This is a genomic window from Stenotrophomonas sp. 01N47, from assembly GCF_056399165.1.
Genome location: NZ_JBFTQU010000004.1, coordinates 39420 through 60044 on the forward strand (window position 1 = coordinate 39420; position 20625 = coordinate 60044).

The following is a 20625-nucleotide window of genomic DNA, read 5'->3' on the forward strand; positions in this document are numbered from 1 at the left end:
GGAGGTTCCTGCGGGGTTTCCCGCGCCTGAAGGAGTGCCTGCCATGTCGGTTGCCAAGGTCATCGAAATCAATGCGTCCTCGCCCAAGAGCGTGGAGGACGCAGTGCGCAGCGGTTTGAAGAAGGTGTCCGGGACGGTCAAGGGCATCCAGGGCGCCTGGATCAACGAGACCAAGGTGGTCACCGACGGCAACGGTGAGATCACCGAATGGCGGGTGAACCTGCGGGTCACCTTCCTGGTGGAGTGAGGCTGCTCAGCGCAGCCCTTGCACCTGGCGCTGGGCATCCAGCGCCACTACCCGGTCGGCAATGGCCGGCAGCGCACGCAACGCCTGCCGGCTGACCCGCTCGTAGTACTGCACGAAGCGCTCCAGCTGGGGCCGGTTCATACCGTGCCGCCCCGGCTGGGCCGCCTGCAGGTTCTGCTCCTGCTGCCAGCGCCAACGCGGCACCACCGAAAAATCAGGGGGTTGCAGGAACCACAGGCGGTCACAGCGCTGCCACAGCGCCGGATAGTCGCGGGCCAGCGCCTGGTTGCACCAGCGCCGCCAACGGCCATCGGCATCGGCCTCGCGCTCCAGGGCGTTGAGCGGGACATCCAGTTCGGCATCGTCCTGCGCCGGGGTGCCCAGGAACCAGCCTTCGAACACCAGCAGGTCCAGCGGCGTTTGCAGCTGCGGCCACTGCGCTTCGGGCAGGCGCTCGTCGGCCAGCTTGTCGAAGCGGGGCAGGGCCAAGGGCTGTCGTGCTGCCACTGCGTCCAGTGCCGCATGTGCCAGCGGCAGGTCGTGGGTGCCCGGTGGGCCACGGGTGATCAACAACGGATGTACTTGCCGGGCCAGACGCTGGCGTTGTGCGCGGGTCAGGTAGACATCGTCGATGGACAGCGTTGCGGCGTTCAGGCCACGCGCCTGGGCACGGGCAACCACCTGCGCGGCCAGCGTCGATTTGCCGCTCCCCTGCAGGCCGCTGATCGCCAATACTGGAACGGCTGTGCTGCTGCCCAGCGCGTCATCCAGCGCCTGCTCGACCACTGTTTCGGGGAATCCTTTCACCTGGGGCATGTACGCAGCGGCGACCATGCCGCCACAATAGCCCAAACCGTGTGAGAAGAATGCTGTCATGAGCGACCTGTACGCCGAAGCCCTGTCGACCTTTGCCGCCCTTTTCGAAGAAGCGAAACAGAGCCGCGAAGTCGAGCCCAATGCGATGACCGTGGCGACCGCCGATGTGCAGGGCCGGCCATCGGCGCGCACCGTGCTGTTGAAGGCGTTCGACGAGCGCGGCTTCGTGTTCTACACCCACCTGGACAGCCACAAGGGCAACGAGCTGCAGGCCAATCCGCAGGCGGCGCTGCTGTTCCTGTGGCGCAGCCTGCGCGAGGCCGGCATCCAGGTGCGCATCGAGGGACGCGTAGAGCAGGTGGCCGATGCCGAGGCCGACGCGTATTTCGCCAGCCGTCCGCGCATGAGCCAGATCGGCGCGTGGGCGTCGCTGCAGTCGAAGACGTTGAACACGCGCGAGGAGTTCGACGCACGCGTTGCGGAGGTCGAGGCGCGCTTCGAGGGCAAGGACGTGCCGCGCCCGGACGGCTGGAGTGGACTTCGGGTGGTGCCTGACCGCATCGAGTTCTGGTACGGCGCGCAGTTCCGCCTGCACGAGCGCTGGTGCTACGAAGCCGGTGCCGAAGGGCGCTGGAGCAAGCGCTTGTTGTACCCGTAAGGCACCGTGATGCAACGCGTGCCGCTGTATCGCGTGGTGGTGTTCGTACCGGTGCCTGCCCTGGAGGCGGTGAAGCAGGGCATCCTTTCGGTGGATGCACTGGTGGCCGGCGATTACGAGCACGGCATGTGGTGGTCCGCGCCGGGGTTCGAACAGTTCCGGCCACGCGTGGGTGCCATCCCCACGCGGGGCGAGGTGGGGCAGACCGAGGTGGTCGACAGCGTGCGGCTGGAGTTCTGCCTGCCGCGCGATCCGCAGCGGCTACAGCGTATCCTCGAGCACGGCATCGTGCCGCATCACCCGTGGCAGGTGCCGGTGGTGCAAGTGGAAGAGATCGAGCTGCTGCTGGCCAGGTAGATCCACGCCATGCGTGGATGGAAAGGTCGGTATACCTGCATCGTAGGGTCGAGCCTGTACGACTGCCATTGTTCCAACGCGTACCACTGCGAGAGCCGTTTGTCGCGAACGGACCGGCCCGCTTCATCTGCGAGCAGGCCAGCAAACGTCACACTCGGACTGATGCCCTCGATTTCCGGAGTTGCCATGTCCCCTTGGCGTTGCCTGTTTGCCGTGCCATCGCCGCGCCAAGGCGTGGAAGCGTTCCTGTTGCTGCTCGCCCGCATCGTGGCCGGCGTGATGTTCTGCGTATCCGGCTGGAACAAGCTGTTCACCGACGCCGGGCGCGAGCGCATGGTGCACACGCTGGTCGATGCGGGCATTCCATTTCCGGTACTCAGCGCGCCGGTGCTCGGGGCCATTGAGTGGATTGCCGGTGGCCTGTTGGTGCTGGGCCTGTTGACCCGCCCTTCGGCATTGCTGCTGGTGGCGATCTGCGCGGTAGCGGCGCTCACCGATGGCATTGCGCGCATTCCTGCGGGGCTGAGCGTGCCGGATTGGCTGAGCTGGTTCTTCTACCTGAGCGAAGTACCGCTGGGCGTGCTGCTGCTATGGGTTGCGGCCGTGGGCAGTGGACGGTTCGCCATCGAAGCGCGCGCGGTGCTCCAGTAGATCCACGCCATGCGTGGATGGGGTACTCGGGAAAAAGCGGTGCGAACCAAGGTTCGCACCCACCAGAGATCGGTTGGCACCCACCGGGCATCGGTTCTGCACCAACCAGACGGCAGGATGTTACAACCCCTCCGCGCGCAGCCACCGCCACAGCGTGGTGCGTGACACACCCAGCGCCTGCGCCATGCCTTCGCGGTCATTGCGGTGTTCCTGCAGCAGCGCTTCCATCTGCGCACGCGGCGGGCGCTTGCCGTTGCTTTCCACTGGCAGTGTGGCGGCGCCTTCGCTCACCAGCTCCGGCGCCAGCTGCAACAGGCGTGCTGCATCGATCAGTCCTTCACCGGGCTGCCAGTGGATGCGCAGCCTATCCACCAGGTTGCGCAGTTCACGCACATTGCCCGGCCAGTCGGCAGCGCTGAGCAGGGCCAGCGCTTCTGCATCCAGCGGTGCATCGATGCCGCGCAGTTCGCGGAAGAAGTGGGTGGTCAGCAGCGGGATATCGCCTCGACGCGCACGCAGAGTGGGCAGTGCGATGCGCAGCGCGGCCAGCCGGTAATACAGGTCGCGGCGGAAGCTGCCAGCCGCCGCGCGCTGCTCCAGCGATTGCAGGGTGGCGGCGACCACGCGCAGGTCGACCGGGGTCGGTTCGGTGGCGCCCACGCGCAGCACTTCGCGTTCTTCCAGCACCCGCAGCAGGCGGGTCTGCAATGGCAGCGGCAGTTCGCCTATCTCGTCCAGGAACAACGTACCGCCATCGGCCGCCTCGACCAGGCCGACGCGCCCCCCGCGACGCGCACCGGTGAAGGCGCCGTCGCTGTAGCCGAACAGCTCCGCTTCCAGCAGTGATTCGCTGATCGCGCCGCAGTTCAGCGCAACGAAACGACCGCGACGACCGCTGGCGGCGTGCAGCTGGCGTGCAACCAGTTCCTTGCCGGTGCCGGTCTCGCCGGTAACCAGTACGGTGCTGTCGTGCGGGGCGTACAGTGCGATCTGTGCGCGCACGTCGGCCATCGCATTGCTGTCGCCGAGCAGGGCATGCGCATCGTTGCGTGGGGCGGTGCGGCGGCGCGGAGCCGGCCGGTTGCCGCCGGAGCGGGCCATGGCCTGGGTCAGCTCCAGCGCATGCTCGAACGCCTGCCGCACCGAATCGGCCGAGTACAGCAGCACGCCGGGCAGTCCGGCCTGTTCGGCATGGTCGATGGCCATGCCGGTGCCGACGATCACTTCGATGCCGTTGGCGCGCAGGTCGGCGATGCAGTCGCGGGCATCTTCGCGGGTAACGAAGCGGCGGTGCTCGATGTCCAGGCCGAAGCTCTGCTGGAAGCTGCTGAACACCGGCACGTCGCTGGCATGGGTGACCAGGCCGATGCGTGGGGCGATGCGGCGGGCGCGCGCCAGCGCTTCCATCAGGTCGAAGCCATTGGCGTGGATCGGTACCAGCGGCAGGTCCAGGCGACCGCGCAACCAGGCCGCGTTTGAGCCGCCGGCAATCACCACGTCGCAGTGCTCGCGGCGCAGGCGCTGGCCGATCACTTCCACGGCTTCCTCGAAGCCCAGGTTGATCTGCTCGATGCGTGCGCGGCGGTCGAACTCGGGAATGACATCGCCAAGCAGGCCGGTCAGGCGCGAGACGCTGACCGTCCAGATCACCGGGCGGCCGGGGTCGGCATCGGCGTGGCGCAGGGGTGAGCGGGGCAGGTACATGCAACGGAGACCGGGAGGCGATGTTTCATGATACATCCGTTTCAATGTTTCATATGTTTCAGTGTTGCGGGCCGGTCATCCCCGTGAAATCAATCGCTTGCAGGTTGGCATGGTGTTTGCGCTTACCCCTGTGTCCTTCAACCTGGATCGCCGCATGACCGTTTCGACCCTCTCTTCCGCCGGTGCCCGCTTCCGCGAGGCGCTGGCTGCCGAATCGCCGCTGCAGGTGATCGGCGCGATCAACGCCAACCATGCGCTGCTGGCAAAGCGCGCGGGTTTCCGTGCCATCTACCTGTCCGGCGGTGGCGTGGCCGCCGGCTCGCTGGGCCTGCCGGACCTGGGCATCAACACCCTGGAAGACGTGCTGGTGGACGTGCGCCGCATCACCGACGTCTGCGACCTGCCGCTGATGGTCGACATCGACACCGGCTTTGGCCCCAGCGCGTTCAACATCGCGCGCTCCGTGAAGTCGCTGATCAAGGCTGGCGCGGCCGCCTGCCATATCGAAGACCAGGTCGGCGCCAAGCGCTGTGGTCATCGCCCGGGCAAGGAGATCGTCTCGCAGGGCGAAATGGTCGACCGCGTGAAGGCCGCAGCCGATGCCAAGACCGATCCGGACTTCTTCCTGATCGCGCGCACCGACGCCATCCAGGTGGACGGCGTGGACAAGGCCATCGAACGTGCCATCGCCTGCGTCGAAGCCGGTGCCGACGGCATCTTCGCCGAGGCCGCTTATGACCTGGATACCTACCGCCGCTTCGTCGATGCGGTGAAGGTGCCGGTACTGGCCAACATCACTGAATTCGGCGCGACCCCCTTGTTCAGCCGCGACGAGCTGGCCTCGGCCGGCGTTGCCATCCAGCTGTTCCCGCTGTCGGCGTTCCGCGCCGCCAACAAGGCCGCCGAGAACGTCTACCAGACGGTCCGCCGTGAGGGCCACCAGCGCAACCTGATCGACAGCATGCAGACCCGCGAGGAGCTGTATGACCGTATCGGCTACCACGCCTTCGAGCAGCAGCTCGATGCGCTGTTCGCCGCCAGGAAATAAGCAGTACCCTGCACCATCAAGTTTCGGAGGGAAACATGAACGATACGACCGCAACCCCGACCTTCAAGCCGAAGAAGTCCGTCGCCCTGTCCGGCACCGCTGCCGGCAACACCGCGCTGTGCAGCGTCGGCCGCAGTGGCAACGACCTGCACTACCGTGGCTACGACATCCTGGACCTGGCCAACACCAGCGAGTTCGAGGAAATCGCCTACCTGCTGGTGCATGGCAAGCTGCCGACCCGCGCCGAGCTGGTTTCGTACAAGGCCAAGCTGAAGTCGCTGCGTGGCATTCCGGCCGCGGTGAAGGCCGCGCTGGAAGAACTGCCGCCGTCGGCGCACCCGATGGATGTGATGCGCACCGGCGTGTCCGTGCTCGGCTGCGTGGCGCCGGAGAAGGACGATCACAATCATCCGGGCGCGCGCGACATCGCCGACAAGCTGATGGCCTGCCTCGGTTCGATGCTGCTGTACTGGTACCACTGGAGCCACAACGGCCGTGCGATCGACGTGGAAACCGACGATGACTCCATCGGTGGCCACTTCCTGCACCTGCTGCACGGCGAGAAGCCGCAGGATTCGTGGGTGAAGGCGATGCACACCTCGCTGATCCTGTACGCCGAGCACGAGTTCAACGCTTCGACCTTCGCCTGCCGCGTCATCGCCGGCACCGGCAGCGACATGTACAGCGCGATCTGCGGTGGCATCGGCGCGCTGCGCGGCCCCAAGCACGGCGGCGCCAACGAAGTGGCGTTCGAAGTGCAGAAGCGCTATGACAATCCGGACGAAGCCGAGGAAGACATCAAGGCCCGCGTCGAGCGCAAAGAAGTGGTGATCGGTTTCGGCCACCCGGTCTACACCGTCTCCGATCCGCGCAACAAGGTGATCAAGGACGTCGCCCGCGAACTGTCCGAAGAGCAGTCGAGCATGAAGATGTACGACATCGCCGAGCGCCTGGAAACGGTGATGTGGGACATCAAGAAGATGTTCCCGAACCTGGACTGGTTCAGCGCCGTCAGCTACCACATGATGGGCGTGCCGACCGCGATGTTCACCCCCCTGTTCGTGATCGCCCGCACCGCCGGCTGGAGCGCGCACATCGTCGAACAGCGTATCGACGGCAAGATCATCCGCCCGAGCGCCAACTACATCGGCCCGGAAGATCGCGACTTCGTGGCCATCGACAAGCGTTCCTGATCATCGCCACTGTTGCACTGCTGCATGCATCCGGCCGGCCCCGTGCCGGCCGGATGCCGTCACCGCCGTATTGCCGGCACCCGGCCCGCCACGAGCATTCCGCCAGCCCATGAATACCGATTACCGCAAGACCCTCCCCGGCGCCTCGCTGGACTATTTCGACGCGCGCGCCGCCGTCGATGCGATCCAGCCCGGTGCCTACGCCACGCTGCCGTACACCTCGCGCGTGCTGGCCGAAAACCTGGTGCGTCGCTGCGACCCGGCCACGCTGACTGATTCGCTGAAGCAGCTGATCGAGCGCCGTCGTGACCTGGATTTCCCGTGGTTCCCGGCGCGCGTGGTATGCCATGACATCCTCGGCCAGACCGCACTGGTCGATCTGGCGGGCCTGCGCGATGCGATCGCCGACAAGGGCGGTGATCCGGCCAAGGTCAACCCGGTGGTGCCGGTGCAGCTGATCGTCGATCACTCGCTGGCAGTGGAGTGCGGTGGTTTCGATCCGCAGGCGTTCGAGAAGAACCGCGCCATCGAGGACCGCCGCAACGAGGACCGCTTCCACTTCATCGACTGGACCAAGCTGGCCTTCGAGAACGTGGACGTGATTCCGCCGGGTAACGGCATCATGCATCAGATCAACCTGGAGAAGATGTCGCCGGTGATCTACGTGCAGGACGGCGTCGCCTTCCCCGATACCTGCGTGGGCACCGACAGCCACACCCCGCACGTGGATGCGCTGGGCGTGATCGCCATCGGCGTGGGTGGCCTGGAAGCAGAGAACGTGATGCTGGGCCGTGCGTCGTGGATGCGCCTGCCGGACATCATCGGTGTCGAGTTGACCGGCCGGCCGCAGCCGGATATCACCGCCACCGACGTGGTGCTGGCCCTGACCGAATTCCTGCGCAAGGAGCGCGTGGTCGGCGCCTGGCTTGAATTCTTCGGCGAAGGTGCCGCTGCACTCACCATCGGTGATCGCGCCACCATCTCCAACATGTGCCCCGAATACGGCGCAACCGCCGCGATGTTCTACATCGATGGCCAGACCATCGACTACCTGCGCCTGACCGGTCGCGAGGAAAAGCAGGTCGCACTGGTTGAGAACTACGCACGCAGCACCGGCCTGTGGGCCGATGACCTGGCCACTGCGGAATACGAGCGCGTGCTGCGCTTCGATCTGTCGACGGTGGTGCGCAACATGGCCGGCCCGAGCAATCCGCATCGCCGCCTGCCGGTATCGGAACTGGTCGAGCGCGGCATCGCCGATGCCGCCAAGCTGGAAGCCGGCAAGGCCGAGCAGGCACAGGGCCTGATGCCTGATGGCGCGGTGATCATCGCTGCCATCACCAGCTGCACCAATACCTCCAACCCGCGCAACGTGATCGCCGCCGGCCTGCTGGCACGCAAGGCCAACGAGCGCGGCCTGCTGCGCAAGCCTTGGGTGAAGTCGTCGCTGGCACCCGGTTCCAAGGCAGTGCAGCTGTACCTGGAAGAAGCGGGCCTGCTGCCGGACCTGGAGAAGCTGGGCTTCGGCATCGTTGCCTTCGCCTGCACCACCTGCAATGGCATGAGCGGCGCGCTGGATCCGAAGATCCAGCAGGAAATCATCGACCGTGACCTGTACGCCACGGCGGTACTGTCGGGCAACCGCAACTTCGACGGCCGCATCCATCCGTATGCGAAGCAGGCGTTCCTGGCCTCGCCGCCGCTGGTGATCGCCTACGCCATCGCCGGCACCATCCGCTTTGACATCGAGAAGGATGTGCTGGGCGTGGACAACGACGGCAACGAAGTGCGCCTGAAGGACATCTGGCCGAGTGATGCCGAGATCGATGCGGTGGTGAAGGCGGCGGTGAAGCCGGAGCAGTTCCGCAGTGTCTACAACCCGATGTTCAACGTGCGCGTCGAACACGGCGCAGCGGTGAGCCCGCTGTACGACTGGCGCCCGCAGAGCACGTACATCCGTCGTCCGCCGTACTGGGAAGGTGCACTGGCCGGTGAGCGCTCGCTGGCCGGCATGCGTGCGCTGGCGGTGTTGCCCGACAACATCACCACCGACCACCTGTCGCCGTCCAACGCGATCCTGGCCTCGAGTGCGGCTGGCGAATACCTGGCGAAGATGGGCCTGCCGGAAGAGGACTTCAATTCCTACGCCACCCACCGCGGTGACCACCTGACCGCGCAGCGTGCCACCTTCGCCAACCCGAAGCTGTTCAACGAGATGGTGCGCAACGACGATGGCAGCGTGAAGCAGGGCTCGCTGGCGCGCGTCGAGCCGGAAGGCAAGGTGATGCGCATGTGGGAAGCGATCGAGACCTACATGGAGCGCAAGCAACCGCTGATCATCATCGCCGGTGCCGACTACGGGCAGGGCTCTTCGCGTGACTGGGCCGCCAAGGGCGTGCGCCTGGCTGGCGTGGAGGCCATCGTTGCCGAAGGCTTCGAGCGCATCCACCGCACCAACCTGATCGGCATGGGCGTGCTGCCGCTGGAGTTCAAGCCGGGCACCACCCGCCTGACGCTGGGCATCGATGGCACCGAAACCTTCGACGTCATCGGTGAACGCACGCCGCGCGCCGAGTTGCGCGTGGTCATCCACCGCCGCGATGGCCAGGACGTGATCGTACCGGTCACCTGCCGCTTGGACAGTGACGAGGAAGTGGCGATCTACGAGGCCGGCGGCGTACTGCAGCGCTTCGCGCAGGACTTCCTGGAAGGCGCCAAGGTGGCGTAAAGCAGCGAATAGCTTGCTTGCGTCGAGTTGCCGCCATGCTGGCTTCGGCCCGCATGGCGGTGGTGATGGAGGAGAGGGGCGTTGCCCCATCTGCATGGGAACTGCGTTCTACAACATCGCCGGCATAGTCAATACTGCCTTCATTCTGCTGAGCCTCTTGGGCGTGGGCGCGCAATTGCGGTTGGTGCGCCTCCGCCGCGGACGCACGGACGCGACTGACACCGCCACTGCGGTGCTGTCGCTGAACCAGTTTACGGTCAGCTTCCTGGCTTACCTCTCCTTCTTCATCTATGGCTACAGCGTCACACCATTCAATCATTTCATTGTCTGGCCGCGGTTGCTCGCCTCGGTGCTGGTGATGGCCATCCTGGTGGAGGTCTGGCGTGACCGCCGGAGCCGCTCCGCGACGACCAGCCTGCTGACAGCCGTGCTGCTGTTGATCTGCGCACTGGCTGGTCTGGCTTGGGGCGATCGTCATGTGGATGAAGGCAGGGTGGTGGCCAGTGCGGTGATCGTGGTCATTACCGCGTTGTTGGCCCAGGGCTACGCTCATCAGATTCTGCTGATTCTGCGCAATGGCCATACCGGTGCGGTGTCGCTGCGGATGAGTCAGCTGATCCTGCTGATGGACCTGTCCACGATTGTGTTTGCCTTCGCCATGGGCCTGCGGCTGGGCTGGCCGTTGCTCCTGCTGGCTGTGGTGAGTGGCAGCACCAAGCTGGCCATCCTGTATCTGTTCCGTTGGCAACGCAGTGCGCAGGCTGACAGCCGCCGGCGGCGGCTGGCGTTGCAGTCCTGATGCTCCCTCCTTTTATTCTGTCGAGATGTCCACCATGACGTTCCTCCCGCAACTCCGTATTCCCGCTACCTACATGCGCGGTGGTACCAGCAAGGGCGTGTTCTTCCGCCTGCAGGACCTGCCCGAGGCCGCTCAGGTGCCTGGTGCCCCACGCGATGCGCTGCTGATGCGCGTGATCGGCTCGCCCGACCCGTATGGCAAGCAGACCGACGGCATGGGTGGGGCCACCTCCAGCACCAGCAAGTGCGTGATCATCTCCACCGCCTCGGTGCCGGATCACGACGTGGATTACCTGTATGGCCAGGTGTCGATCGATACCGCATTCGTGGACTGGAGCGGCAACTGCGGCAACCTCAGCACCGCCGTTGGTCCGTTCGCGATCGCCAACGGCCTGATCGATCCGGCCCGCGTGCCGCGCGATGGCCTGTGCACCGTGCGCATCTGGCAGGCCAACATCGGCAAGACCATCATTGCCCATGTGCCGATGCGCGATGGGCAGGTGCAGGAGATCGGCGATTTCGAGCTGGATGGCGTGACCTTCCCGGCTGCCGAGATCCAGCTGGAATTCCTCGATCCGTCCGACGATGGTGACGCCGGTGCGATGTTCCCCACCGGCAACTTGATCGATACGCTGGACGTGCCGGGCGTGGGTAGTTTCGAGGTGACGATGATCACCGCCGGCATCCCGACCATCTTCCTCAACGCCGCCGACCTCGGTTACACCGGCACTGAACTGCAGCCGGCGATCAATGAAGACAAAGCGGCGCTGGAGCGTTTCGAGAAGATCCGTGCCTACGGCGCCCTGCGCATGGGCCTGATCCAGAAACTGGAAGACGCGGCGACCCGCCAGCACACGCCGAAGGTGGCCTTCGTCGCCCCTGCGCAGGACTACGTTTCCTCCAGCGGCAGGGCGATCCCGGCCGCGGACATCGATCTGCATGCCCGCGCGCTGTCGATGGGCAAGCTGCACCACGCGATGATGGGCACCGCTGCAGTAGCGATCGGTACCGCCGCGGCGATCCCCGGCACGCTGGTCAATCGTGCTGCTGGCGGCGGCGAGCGCGAGGCCGTGACCTTCGGGCATCCGTCGGGCACGTTGCGCGTGGGTGCGCAGGCCGCACTCGTTGACGGCCAGTGGACGGTGTCCAAGGCCATCATGAGCCGCAGCGCCCGCGTGCTGATGGAAGGCAAGGTGCGCGTGCCGGCCGAGTGATGGGCTGGTAGTCGCCAACCTTGGTTGGCATGGAAGCGGCATCGCGCGGGTAAGGCCCAGTGCCAACCAAGGTTGGCGACTACCGATTTTTCGCAGCGTGCAACCCCACGAGGAGATCAATGATGTCCGACAGCCACACCCCATCCAACGCGCGTGCAGCCTGGGATGTGCTGCTGGTGGACATCGTCGACTACGTGCGTGACACGCGCATCGACTCGCCGCTGGCGTTCCAGACCTCGCATCACTGCCTGCTCGACACGCTCGGCTGCGGGTTGGAGGCGCTGTCCTTCCCCGCCTGCAGCAAGCTGCTGGGCCCGCTGGTGCCGGGTATCAGCGTGGTCAACGGCGCGCGCGTTCCCGGTACCAACTTCGTACTCGATCCGGTGCAGGCGGCTTTCAACATCGGCGCGATGGTGCGCTGGCTGGATTTCAACGACACCTGGCTGGCCGCCGAATGGGGCCACCCCTCGGACAACCTCGGTGGCATCCTCGCCGTGGCCGACTGGCTTGGCCGCAACGCGGCGGCGTTGCGACGCCCGCCGCCGACCGTGCATGACGTGCTGCTGGCGATGATCAAGGCGCACGAGATCCAGGGCGTGCTGGCGTTACGCAACTCTTTCAACCGGGTCGGTCTGGACCACGTGCTGCTGGTCAAGGTGGCCACCACCGCCGTCGTCGCGCAGATGCTGGGGCTGGACCGCGAGCGGATGCTCAATGCGGTGTCGCTGGCCTGGGTGGATGGGCAGGCGCTGCGCACCTATCGGCATGCACCCAACACCGGTTCGCGCAAAAGCTGGGCGGCCGGTGATGCGACCAGCCGTGGCGTACGCCTGGCGCTGATGGCCGCCACCGGCGAGATGGGCTACCCCAGCGTGCTCAGTGCACCGACCTGGGGCTTCGAAGCGGTATCGATGCATGGCCAGGCGCTGACCCTCGGCCGCCCCTTCGGCAGCTACGTGATGGAGAACGTGCTGTTCAAGATCAGTTTCCCAGCCGAATTCCACGGGCAGACGGCGGTGGAGGCGGCGATCATCCTGCACCAGCAGCTGCGCGCGCAGGGGCGAACGGCCGAGGACATCGAGCACATCGCGATCCGTACCCAGGAAGCCTGCATCCGCATCATCGACAAGCAGGGGCCGCTGCACAACCCGGCCGACCGCGATCACTGCGTGCAGTACATGGTGGCCATCGCGCTGCTGCATGGGCGGCTGGTGGCCGAGGATTACGAGGACGACATGGCGGCCGATACGCGCATCGATGCGCTGCGCGCGAAGATGACCTGCCATGAAGACCCGCAGCTCAGCGCCGATTACCTGGACCCGGACAAGCGCAGCATCGCCAACGGGCTGACGGTGCGCTTCAACGACGGCAGCGCGCTGCCGGAGGTGCTGGTGGAGTACCCGCTGGGCCACGCACGCCGGCGCGCAGAGGGTATCCCGCTGCTGATGGACAAGTTCCGCCGGCACCTGGCGCACCGCTTCCCCACCGCCCAGCAGCAGCGCATCCTGGCCGCCTCGCTGGACCCGGTGGCCCTGGCGGCGATGCCGGTGACCGACTACGTGGACCTGTACCTGCCGGGGTAGGAAGCGCTCTGGTGGGTGCCAACCTTGGTTGGCATGGGCCCAACGCCAACCGGGGGCGGCTACCCCGCCGGGCATGGCCCGGCGCTACCGTTCCGATGCATTCCTGCCGAATCCGCGTCAACGCCTTGACGCGACGCGCCTATAATGGCCTCCTCGATCAAGGAGTGACGACATGAGCGGTCCGGCACGGCGGATGCGGTGGGGATGGACGGCAGCATTGCTGGCAGGAGGCCTGTTGCTGGGCCTGGCCGGTTGCCGCAACGACAGCGGGCAGCTGCCAAAGGCCAGCGGCGAAGCCATCGCCACCAAGGCCGAGCAGGTGAAGGAGTTCACCCTGCTGCGTGCCTACCCGGACCAGAAGAGTGAAGGCCTGTCGCTGGCGCTGGAGTTCTCGCGCCCGTTGGTCGGCACCCAGGACTTCGACAAGCTGGTGCGCTTCGAAGAGAAGGTCGGCAACGATGACAGCAGCTGGACCCTGTCCGATGACGGCCTGACCCTGCGCTATCCCTTCGTCGAAGCCGGCAAGGAATTCAGCCTGGTGGTCTCGCCGGACCTGCTGGCCGCTGATGGCAGCCGCTTGGGCAAGGAACTGAAGCAGAAGGTCTTCAGCGGCGAGCTGAAGCCGGTGGCCGGTTTTGCCTCGCAGGGCAGCGTGCTGCCGGCCAAGGACAGCCGCGGCCTGCCGGTGGTGTCGGTGAACGTGCCGGAGGTCGATGTCGAGTTCCTGCGCGTACGCGAAAAGGATCTGCCGACCTTCTTCAGCCAGTACCAGCGCGGTGGTCGCCGTGGCAGCTGGGAACTGAGCAGCGACTACGAGCGCAGCCCGATCAACAAGCTGGCCGAGCCGGTCTACGTCAACCGCTTCATCCTGGGGGGCAAGCAGAACGAGCGGGTGCTGACCTACCTGCCGACCCAGGACATCAAGGAACTGCAGGAGCCGGGGCTGTATTTCGCCCTGCTCAAGCGCACCGGTGACTACGAAGGTGAGTTCGATACCGCGTTCTTCTCGGTCAGCGACATCGGCCTGCACACCCGCGCTTACAAGGACAAGCTGTTCGTCCATACCGCCGCGCTGAAGGACGGTGCATCGCTGAAGGGCATCGACCTGCGCGTGCTCGATGCCAAGGGCGAAGTGGTGCTGAAGGGCAGTACCGACAGCAACGGCAATGCGCTGCTGAACTACACCCTGGATGCCACCCACGTGCTGGTGGCAAGCAGCGGCAAGGACACCAGTTTCCTGCCCTTCAACCAGCCGGCGCTGGACCTGAGCGAGTTCGCCGTGGCCGGCCGTGACAACGCCTGGTTCGATGTCTATGCCTGGTCGGGCCGCGACCTGTACCGCCCGGGTGAGACGGTGCGCCTGTCGGCGCTGCTGCGCGACAACGACGGCAAGCCGATCAAGAGCCAGCCGGTGTTCCTGCGCCTGAAGCAGCCCGATGGCAAGACCTTCCGCGAAACCCGCGTGCAGCCGGGCGAGCAGGGCTACATCAACTTCGAGCAGACCATTCCCGCCGAGGCGCCGACCGGGCGCTGGCAGGTGGAGTTCCGCACCGACCCGGCCAGCAAGGAAGCGATCCAGGGCATGACCCTGCGCATCGAAGAGTTCCTGCCCGAGCGCATGAAGCTGGACCTGGACAGCGCGCAGAAGACGCTGAAGCCGGGTGAAGACCTGCGTCTGCAGGCCAACGGCGCCTATCTGTACGGTGCCCCGGCCGATGGCAACCGCTTCACCGCGCGCATGGCGGTGGCCGCCGAGCAGAAGCCGGTGGAGGGTCTGCCGGGCTACTTCTTCGGCGACCCGACCCTGCAGCTGCCGCGCGAAGCCAAGGATGTCATCGACACCACGCTGCCGGCCAATGGCCAGCTGCGCGAAGACGTGTCGTTGCCGGAAGAGGCGACCAAGGCGAAGGCGCCGATCGCGGTAGTGCTGTCCGGCAGCCTGTATGAAACCGGTGGCCGCACGGTCACCCGCACCCTGAAGCGGGTGGTATGGCCGGCCGCCGCACTGGTCGGCGTGCGCCCGTTGTTCAATCCGGACGACGGCGCTGATTCCAACGGCAACGCGCGGTTTGAACTGATGCGCGTGGATGCGGCCGGCAAGCCGCAGCCGGCCAAGGGCCTGAAGATCACCCTGGTGCGCGAGCTGCGCGACTACCACTGGACCTTCAACGACAACCGCTGGGACTACGATTTCACCCGCCGCTTCGAAAACAAGGAAACCCGTACCGTCGATGCCGGCGGCAGCGCGGTGGCCTTCGACTTCCCGGTGGAGTGGGGCGAGTACCGGGTGGACGTGTTCGATCCGTCCACCGGCCTGACCAGCCGTTATCCGTTCCGCGCCGGCTGGAGCTGGGGCGATGACAACCGTGGCCTCGATGCCCGCCCGGACAAGGTCAAGCTGGGCCTGGACAAGACCGGCTACAAGGCCGGCGATACCCTGGAAGTGACGGTGACCCCGCCGCACGCCGGCAAGGGCGTGCTGATGGTCGAGACCGACCGCATGCTGTACGTGCAGGATATCGACGCCAAGCCCGGTGCCACCTACAAGATCCCGGTCACCGCCGATTGGGAGCGCCACGACGTCTACATCACCGCGCTGGTGTTCCGCGGTGGCAGTGCGCCGAGCAAGATCACCCCGGCCCGCGCGGTGGGCGTGGTGCACGTGCCGATGGACCGCAAGGGCCGCACCGTGGCCGTCGGCCTGGCCGCGCCCAAGCAGATGCGACCGGAGCAGGACCTGCCAGTGACGGTCAGCGCACCGCAGCTGGCCGGCAAGGTCGCGCACGTCACGGTGTCGGCCGTGGACGTGGGCATTCTCAACATCACCCGCTTCCCGGTGCCCGATGCCGGCGCGCACTTCTTCGCCCAGCGCCGCCTCGGCATCGATGCCTATGACATCTACAGCCGGGTGATCGAGAGCTTCGACGGCGGCAGCGGCAAGCTGAAGTTCGGCGGCGACATGGCGCTGCAGGCGTTGCCGCAGGCCAAGCGGCCGACCGCGCGCGTGCAGACCGTGGACCTGTTCTCCGGCCCGGTGCAGCTCGATGCCAAGGGCATTGCCCGCATCCGCCTGAAAGTGCCGGATTTCAATGGCACCCTGCGGGTGTCGGCGCTGGTCTACAGCGATGACCAGTACGGCAAGCGCGATGTGGAAACCGTGGTGCGCGCACCGATCCTGGCCGAGGCCAGCATGCCGCGAGTGCTCGCCCCGGGCGACCGCAGCACGGTGACGCTGGACGTGCAGAACTTCACCGGCAAGCCCGGTCAGTTCAACGTGCGCGTGGACAGCGAAGGCCCGCTCAGCCTGGGCGAAGGCACGCGCAGCGTGCAGCTCAATGCCGATGCCAAGACCACGTTGAGCTTCCCGTTGTCGGCGCGCGAGGGCCACAGCGTGGCCAAGGTGCGCGTGCGTGTGGATGGCAACGGCTTCAAGGCCGACCGCCGCTACGATCTGCCGGTACGCGCGGCGTGGCCGCAGGTACTGCGCTCGCAGGTGCGCACGCTCGATCCGCTGGCGGCGGTGAGCCTGGATGGCAGCCTGATGGACGGGCTGATGTCCGAATCGGTCAATGCCCGCCTGCTGGTCAGCCCGCTGCCGCCGATCCCGTTCGCCAGCGCGCTGCAGGGCGCGCTGAACTACCCGTACGGCTGTGCCGAACAGACCACCAGCAAGGGCTACGCCGCGCTGATCCTGGACCAGGCCACGTCGTCCATGCTCGGCGCTGACGGCCTGGACGCGAAGACCCGTCGCGAGCGCATGGAAGGTGCGTTCGGTCGCCTGGCATCGATGCAGGTGGCCAACGGCAACTTCTCGATGTGGGGTGACGACGGCTACGTGAACCCGTGGCTGACCCCGTACATCGCCGAGTTCCTGCTCGATGCCAAGGACGGTGGCTTTGCGGTGCCGGACAACGTGCTGCAGAAGGCGCTGAACCGCCTGAGCGAAGACCTGCTGTCCGGTGGCAACCAGTTCTACGGCCAGGAAAAACGCGAAAGCCTGAAGTTCGCCAACCAGGCGTACTCGGGTTACGTGCTGGCCCGCGTCAACCGCGCGCCGCTGGGTACCCTGCGCACGCTGTACGACAACGAACGCAGCAAGGCCGTGGGTGGTCTGTCGCTGGTGCACCTGGGCGTGGCGCTGTCGCTGCAGGGCGATGCCAAGCGCGGCCAGGCGGCCCTTGCGGCGGGCTTTGCCAAGTCCAGCAGCGAGCGCCCGTCCTACTTCGGCGACTACGGCAGTGCCGTTCGTGATGATGCGCTGATGATCGCGCTGACCCACGAAAACAAGCTGGCCAAGCCGGCATGGGATGCACGCGCGGTTGATCTTGGCCGTGGCCTGGATGCGCGCCGCAACAGTGGCTGGATGTGGCTGAGCACGCAGGAACAGGTGGCCATCGCCCGCCTCGGCAAGGCACTGGCCGCCAACCAGAAGGCGCTGGTGGCCGGTGAGCTGGTGATCGGTGGCAACAGCGAGGCCATCGGCGAGCGCAAGCTGTTTGGCCGCAACTTCGATGCAGGGCAGCTGGCAGCGGGCGTGCGCTTCACCCCGCAGGGACAGCCGCCGATGTTCGCCAGCATCGACGTGGCCGGCATTCCGCGCAGTGCGCCGGCGCCGGACAACAGCGTGATCGGCGTGGAGCGAAGCTACTTCGGCACCGATGGCAAGCCATGGTCGCCGCGTCCGCTGAAGGAGGGCGAAGCGCTGATCGTGCGCGTCACCATCACCGCCGACAGCGAGATGCCCGATGCGCTGCTGACCGACCTGCTGCCGGCGGGCCTGGAGATCGAGAACCTCAACCTGGGCGATGCCAAGCAGTGGGCCGATGTGGTGGTGGATGGCATCACCATCAGCGACCGCAGCGAAGCGGCCGATACCAAGCACGAGGAGTTCCGCGATGACCGCTACGTGGCGGCGCTGAAGCTCTCGCGTGGCAGCAAGGCCAACGTGTTCTACCTGGTGCGTGCGGTCACTCCGGGTACCTACACGGTGCCGCCGTCGCTGGTGGAGGACATGTACCGGCCGCAGCTGCGTGGCGTCGGCCGCAGCAACCCGACCACGTTGACGGTGGTACAGCCGTGACCGTGCGGACGGGCCGCGACGGCGCGGCCCGTCCCACTGGATGCCGTGGATGAAGGTGGGATTGCTGAAAACGCGGCTGCCGCGCCTGCGGCAGCGGCTGCAACCGCTGTGGCCTTGGCTGCGCTGGGGCACGGCGAGCTTGCTGGCGCTGCTGCTGGTGCTGGATTTCGCCTTCCCGCCGCCGTTGCCCCGGCAACGCGACACCAGCACGCTGGTGGTCGCCGCTGACGGCAGCCCGATGCGGGCGTTCGCCGATGCCGAGGGCGTGTGGCGCTATCCTGCGTCGGTCGACAGCGTGTCGCCGCTGTACCTGCAGGCGCTGCTGACCTACGAGGATCGCTGGTTCTGGCAGCACCCGGGCATCAATCCGCTGGCGATCCTGCGTGCCAGTGGGCAGCTGCTGCGGGGTGGCCGCATCATCTCCGGAGGCTCGACCCTGACCATGCAGGTGGCGCGCATTCTCGATCCGCATACGCGCACGCCCTGGGGCAAGCTGAAGCAGATGCTGCGTGCGGTGCAACTTGAGGTGCACCTGTCCAAGCGCGAGATCCTCGCGTTGTATCTGGAGCGCGCGCCCTACGGTGGCACCATCGAAGGCGTGGAGGCGGCCAGCTGGGCCTACCTGGGTAAGCCGGCCGCGCAGCTTTCGCATGCCGAGGCCGCACTGCTGGCGGTGCTGCCACAGGCACCCAGCCGTTTGCGCCCGGATCGTCATCCCGAAGCCGCGCAGAAGGCACGCGACAAGGTGCTGGCGCGCATGGCCGAGCTCGGCGCATGGACGCCGGAGGAAGTGGAAGATGCGCGCATCGAGAACGTGGTCGCACGCTCGCTGCGTCCACCGCTGCATGCGGCACTGCTGGCCCAGCGCCTGCACTCGGCGCATCCGGGGCAGGCGCGGATCCAGAGCAGCATCGACATCGGCCTGCAGCGCACCCTTGAAGAGCGCGTGGCCAGCTATTTCTCCACGCTGCCCGAGCGCACGTCAGCCGCACTGCTGGTGGTCGACAACCAGACCCTGCAGGCGCGTGCGTATGTCGGCACGCTGTCTTTCGGTGATCGGCAACGGCTGGGCCACGTGGACATGGTGCAGGCCTGGCGCTCGCCGGGCTCCACGCTCAAGCCGTTCCTGTATGCGATGGCACTCGATGATGGCCTGATCCATTCCGAGAGCCTGCTGGTGGATGCGCCGCAGAGCTTCGGCAGCTATCGGCCGGGCAACTTCGACATGGCCTTCAACGGCCCGGTCAGTGCTGCCAGTGCGCTGCGCCTGTCGCTGAACGTGCCGTCGGTCGACCTGCTGCAGCGGGTAGGTGCGGCACGCTTCGCCGCGCGCCTGTCGCACGCCGGCATCCAGTTGCGCTTCCCGCCGGGCAGTTCACCCAATCTGTCGCTGATCCTCGGCGGCACCGGCGCGCGGCTGGAAGACCTGGTCGGTGCGTTTGCTGCACTCAACCGCAACGGCATTGCCGGCCGCGTGCGCTACACCGATGACGAACCGATGATCGAGCGGCGGCTGGCTTCGCCCGGTGCCAGCTGGATCGTGCGTGAGATGCTGGAATCGAACCCGCGCCCGGGTTACGGCGTTGGCACGTTCGACGTTGGCGGGCGGCCGCGCGTGGCCTGGAAGACTGGCACCAGCTATGGCTACCGCGATGCGTGGGCGATCGGCAGTACCCGCCACTACACCGTGGGCGTGTGGGTGGGGCGCCCGGATGGCACGCCGTTGCCGGGGCAGTACGGCGCGGTCACCGCCTTGCCGTTGATGTTCGAGGTGGTCGACAGCCTGCCGCGCCAACGCGGCGATGCGGCGGCCGCGCCGATGCCGGCCAGCGTGACCCAGGCAGACATCTGCTGGCCAACCGGAGAACTGGCCGAAGGGTTGCCAGCGGCACTCTGCCAGCGACGCCTGTCGGCCTATCTGCTGGACGGTGCGGCACCGCCGACGTTCCCCGAACGCGAGGCACGGCGATGGCAGCCTGGCCGCCAACGCTACCTGGCTGACGCGCGCACCGGACTGCGCGTATCGGCAGACTGCAGCGCGCCGCATGAGGAAGTCGCGCGGGAAATCGCGCGATGGCCGGCGCTGTTGTCACCCTGGCTGCCCAAAGCCACGCGCGATGCCTCACAGCTTCCCGCGCTGTCGCCGGACTGTCGCGATGATGGTCGCGAGGCTAGCGTGGCCCTGCATATCGATGGCCTCAACGAAGGCGCGACGCTGGCGCGTGCACCCAATGCCGAACACGGCGTACGCCTGCAGCTGCGCGCATTGGGCAGCGAACAGGCCGTGGACTGGCTGCTGGATGGTCGATGGATCGCGCAGACACGCGGTGCGCAGCTGATGCAGCGCGAGTTCGCCGATCCGGGCGCGCATACGTTGACCGCGCTGGCTGCTGACGGCGCCTGGACGCAGGTACGGTTCAACGTGCTGCGGTAGCGCCGGGCCATGCCCGGCGGATGTCACGTGATCGGGCACCAACCCGCCGGGCATGGCCCGGCGCTACCGGTCCACCATGAGCCGGTAGGTGCCAACCTTGGTTGGCACGCGCGG

General features: G+C 66.6%; 14 protein-coding genes. 12 read left to right on the forward strand and 2 right to left on the reverse strand.

The features are described from left to right. The first annotated feature begins 43 nt into the window (after positions 1 to 43). On the forward strand, positions 44 to 247 hold the full coding sequence (locus AC1DKR_RS08330) for a dodecin family protein (protein ID WP_025876997.1): 204 nt from the start codon (positions 44 to 46) through the stop codon (positions 245 to 247). A gap of 6 nt (positions 248 to 253) precedes the next feature. Here AC1DKR_RS08330 and AC1DKR_RS08335 read toward each other — a convergent pair whose 3' ends face one another. Continuing rightward, positions 254 to 1081: a kinase gene (locus AC1DKR_RS08335; protein WP_442244601.1), complete on the reverse strand. Its 828-nt coding sequence runs from the start codon at positions 1079 to 1081 to the stop codon at positions 254 to 256. 40 nt (positions 1082 to 1121) lie between these two features. On the opposite strand from AC1DKR_RS08335, the gene pdxH reads away from it, so the two are divergent. The 3 genes from pdxH (at position 1122) to AC1DKR_RS08350 (ending at position 2729) form a co-directional block, all read left to right on the forward strand. Continuing rightward, the gene (gene pdxH, locus AC1DKR_RS08340) at positions 1122 to 1721 is read left to right on the forward strand and encodes a pyridoxamine 5'-phosphate oxidase (protein ID WP_447945450.1); all 600 of its coding nucleotides are present in this window, start codon (positions 1122 to 1124) and stop codon (positions 1719 to 1721) included. A 9-nt stretch (positions 1722 to 1730) separates the two neighbouring features. Then, a complete protein-coding gene (locus AC1DKR_RS08345) occupies positions 1731 to 2078 on the forward strand; it encodes a YqfO family protein (RefSeq protein ID WP_312785887.1) in 348 nt (115 codons plus the stop codon). A 186-nt stretch (positions 2079 to 2264) separates the two neighbouring features. Next, complete coding sequence (locus AC1DKR_RS08350) at positions 2265 to 2729, forward strand: DoxX family protein (RefSeq protein ID WP_478032240.1); 465 nt, start codon at positions 2265 to 2267, stop codon at positions 2727 to 2729. A 120-nt stretch (positions 2730 to 2849) separates the two neighbouring features. Here AC1DKR_RS08350 and prpR read toward each other — a convergent pair whose 3' ends face one another. Then, positions 2850 to 4433: a propionate catabolism operon regulatory protein PrpR gene (prpR, locus tag AC1DKR_RS08355; protein WP_478032242.1), complete on the reverse strand. Its 1584-nt coding sequence runs from the start codon at positions 4431 to 4433 to the stop codon at positions 2850 to 2852. 154 nt (positions 4434 to 4587) lie between these two features. Here prpR and prpB point away from each other — a divergent pair, with 154 nt between their 5' ends. From prpB to pbpC, 8 genes are all read left to right on the forward strand, one after another. Then, a complete protein-coding gene (gene prpB / locus AC1DKR_RS08360; RefSeq protein WP_478032244.1) occupies positions 4588 to 5481 on the forward strand; it encodes a methylisocitrate lyase in 894 nt (297 codons plus the stop codon). Between the two features lie 35 nt (positions 5482 to 5516). Beyond that, positions 5517 to 6674 carry a bifunctional 2-methylcitrate synthase/citrate synthase gene (prpC, locus tag AC1DKR_RS08365; RefSeq protein ID WP_025877010.1) on the forward strand — a complete coding sequence of 386 codons (1158 nt, stop codon included), beginning with the start codon at positions 5517 to 5519 and terminating at the stop codon, positions 6672 to 6674. A gap of 109 nt (positions 6675 to 6783) precedes the next feature. After that, positions 6784 to 9402, forward strand: a complete 2619-nt coding sequence (acnD, locus tag AC1DKR_RS08370; protein ID WP_336031097.1) for a Fe/S-dependent 2-methylisocitrate dehydratase AcnD — start codon at positions 6784 to 6786, stop codon at positions 9400 to 9402. A gap of 94 nt (positions 9403 to 9496) precedes the next feature. After that, complete coding sequence (locus AC1DKR_RS08375; protein ID WP_223496172.1) at positions 9497 to 10201, forward strand: hypothetical protein; 705 nt, start codon at positions 9497 to 9499, stop codon at positions 10199 to 10201. Positions 10202 to 10235: 34 nt separating this feature from the next. After that, entirely contained in the window at positions 10236 to 11414 is a 1179-nt protein-coding gene (gene prpF, locus AC1DKR_RS08380) for a 2-methylaconitate cis-trans isomerase PrpF (RefSeq protein ID WP_478032249.1), read from the forward strand. Positions 11415 to 11536: 122 nt separating this feature from the next. Next, positions 11537 to 12997, forward strand: coding sequence for a bifunctional 2-methylcitrate dehydratase/aconitate hydratase (locus AC1DKR_RS08385; RefSeq protein ID WP_478032251.1), 1461 nt, complete (start codon positions 11537 to 11539; stop codon positions 12995 to 12997). A 172-nt stretch (positions 12998 to 13169) separates the two neighbouring features. Beyond that, complete coding sequence (locus tag AC1DKR_RS08390) at positions 13170 to 18077, forward strand: alpha-2-macroglobulin family protein (protein WP_223482756.1); 4908 nt, start codon at positions 13170 to 13172, stop codon at positions 18075 to 18077. A 49-nt stretch (positions 18078 to 18126) separates the two neighbouring features. Beyond that, complete coding sequence (gene pbpC / locus AC1DKR_RS08395) at positions 18127 to 20511, forward strand: penicillin-binding protein 1C (protein ID WP_447945444.1); 2385 nt, start codon at positions 18127 to 18129, stop codon at positions 20509 to 20511. Positions 20512 to 20625: the final 114 nt, after the last annotated feature.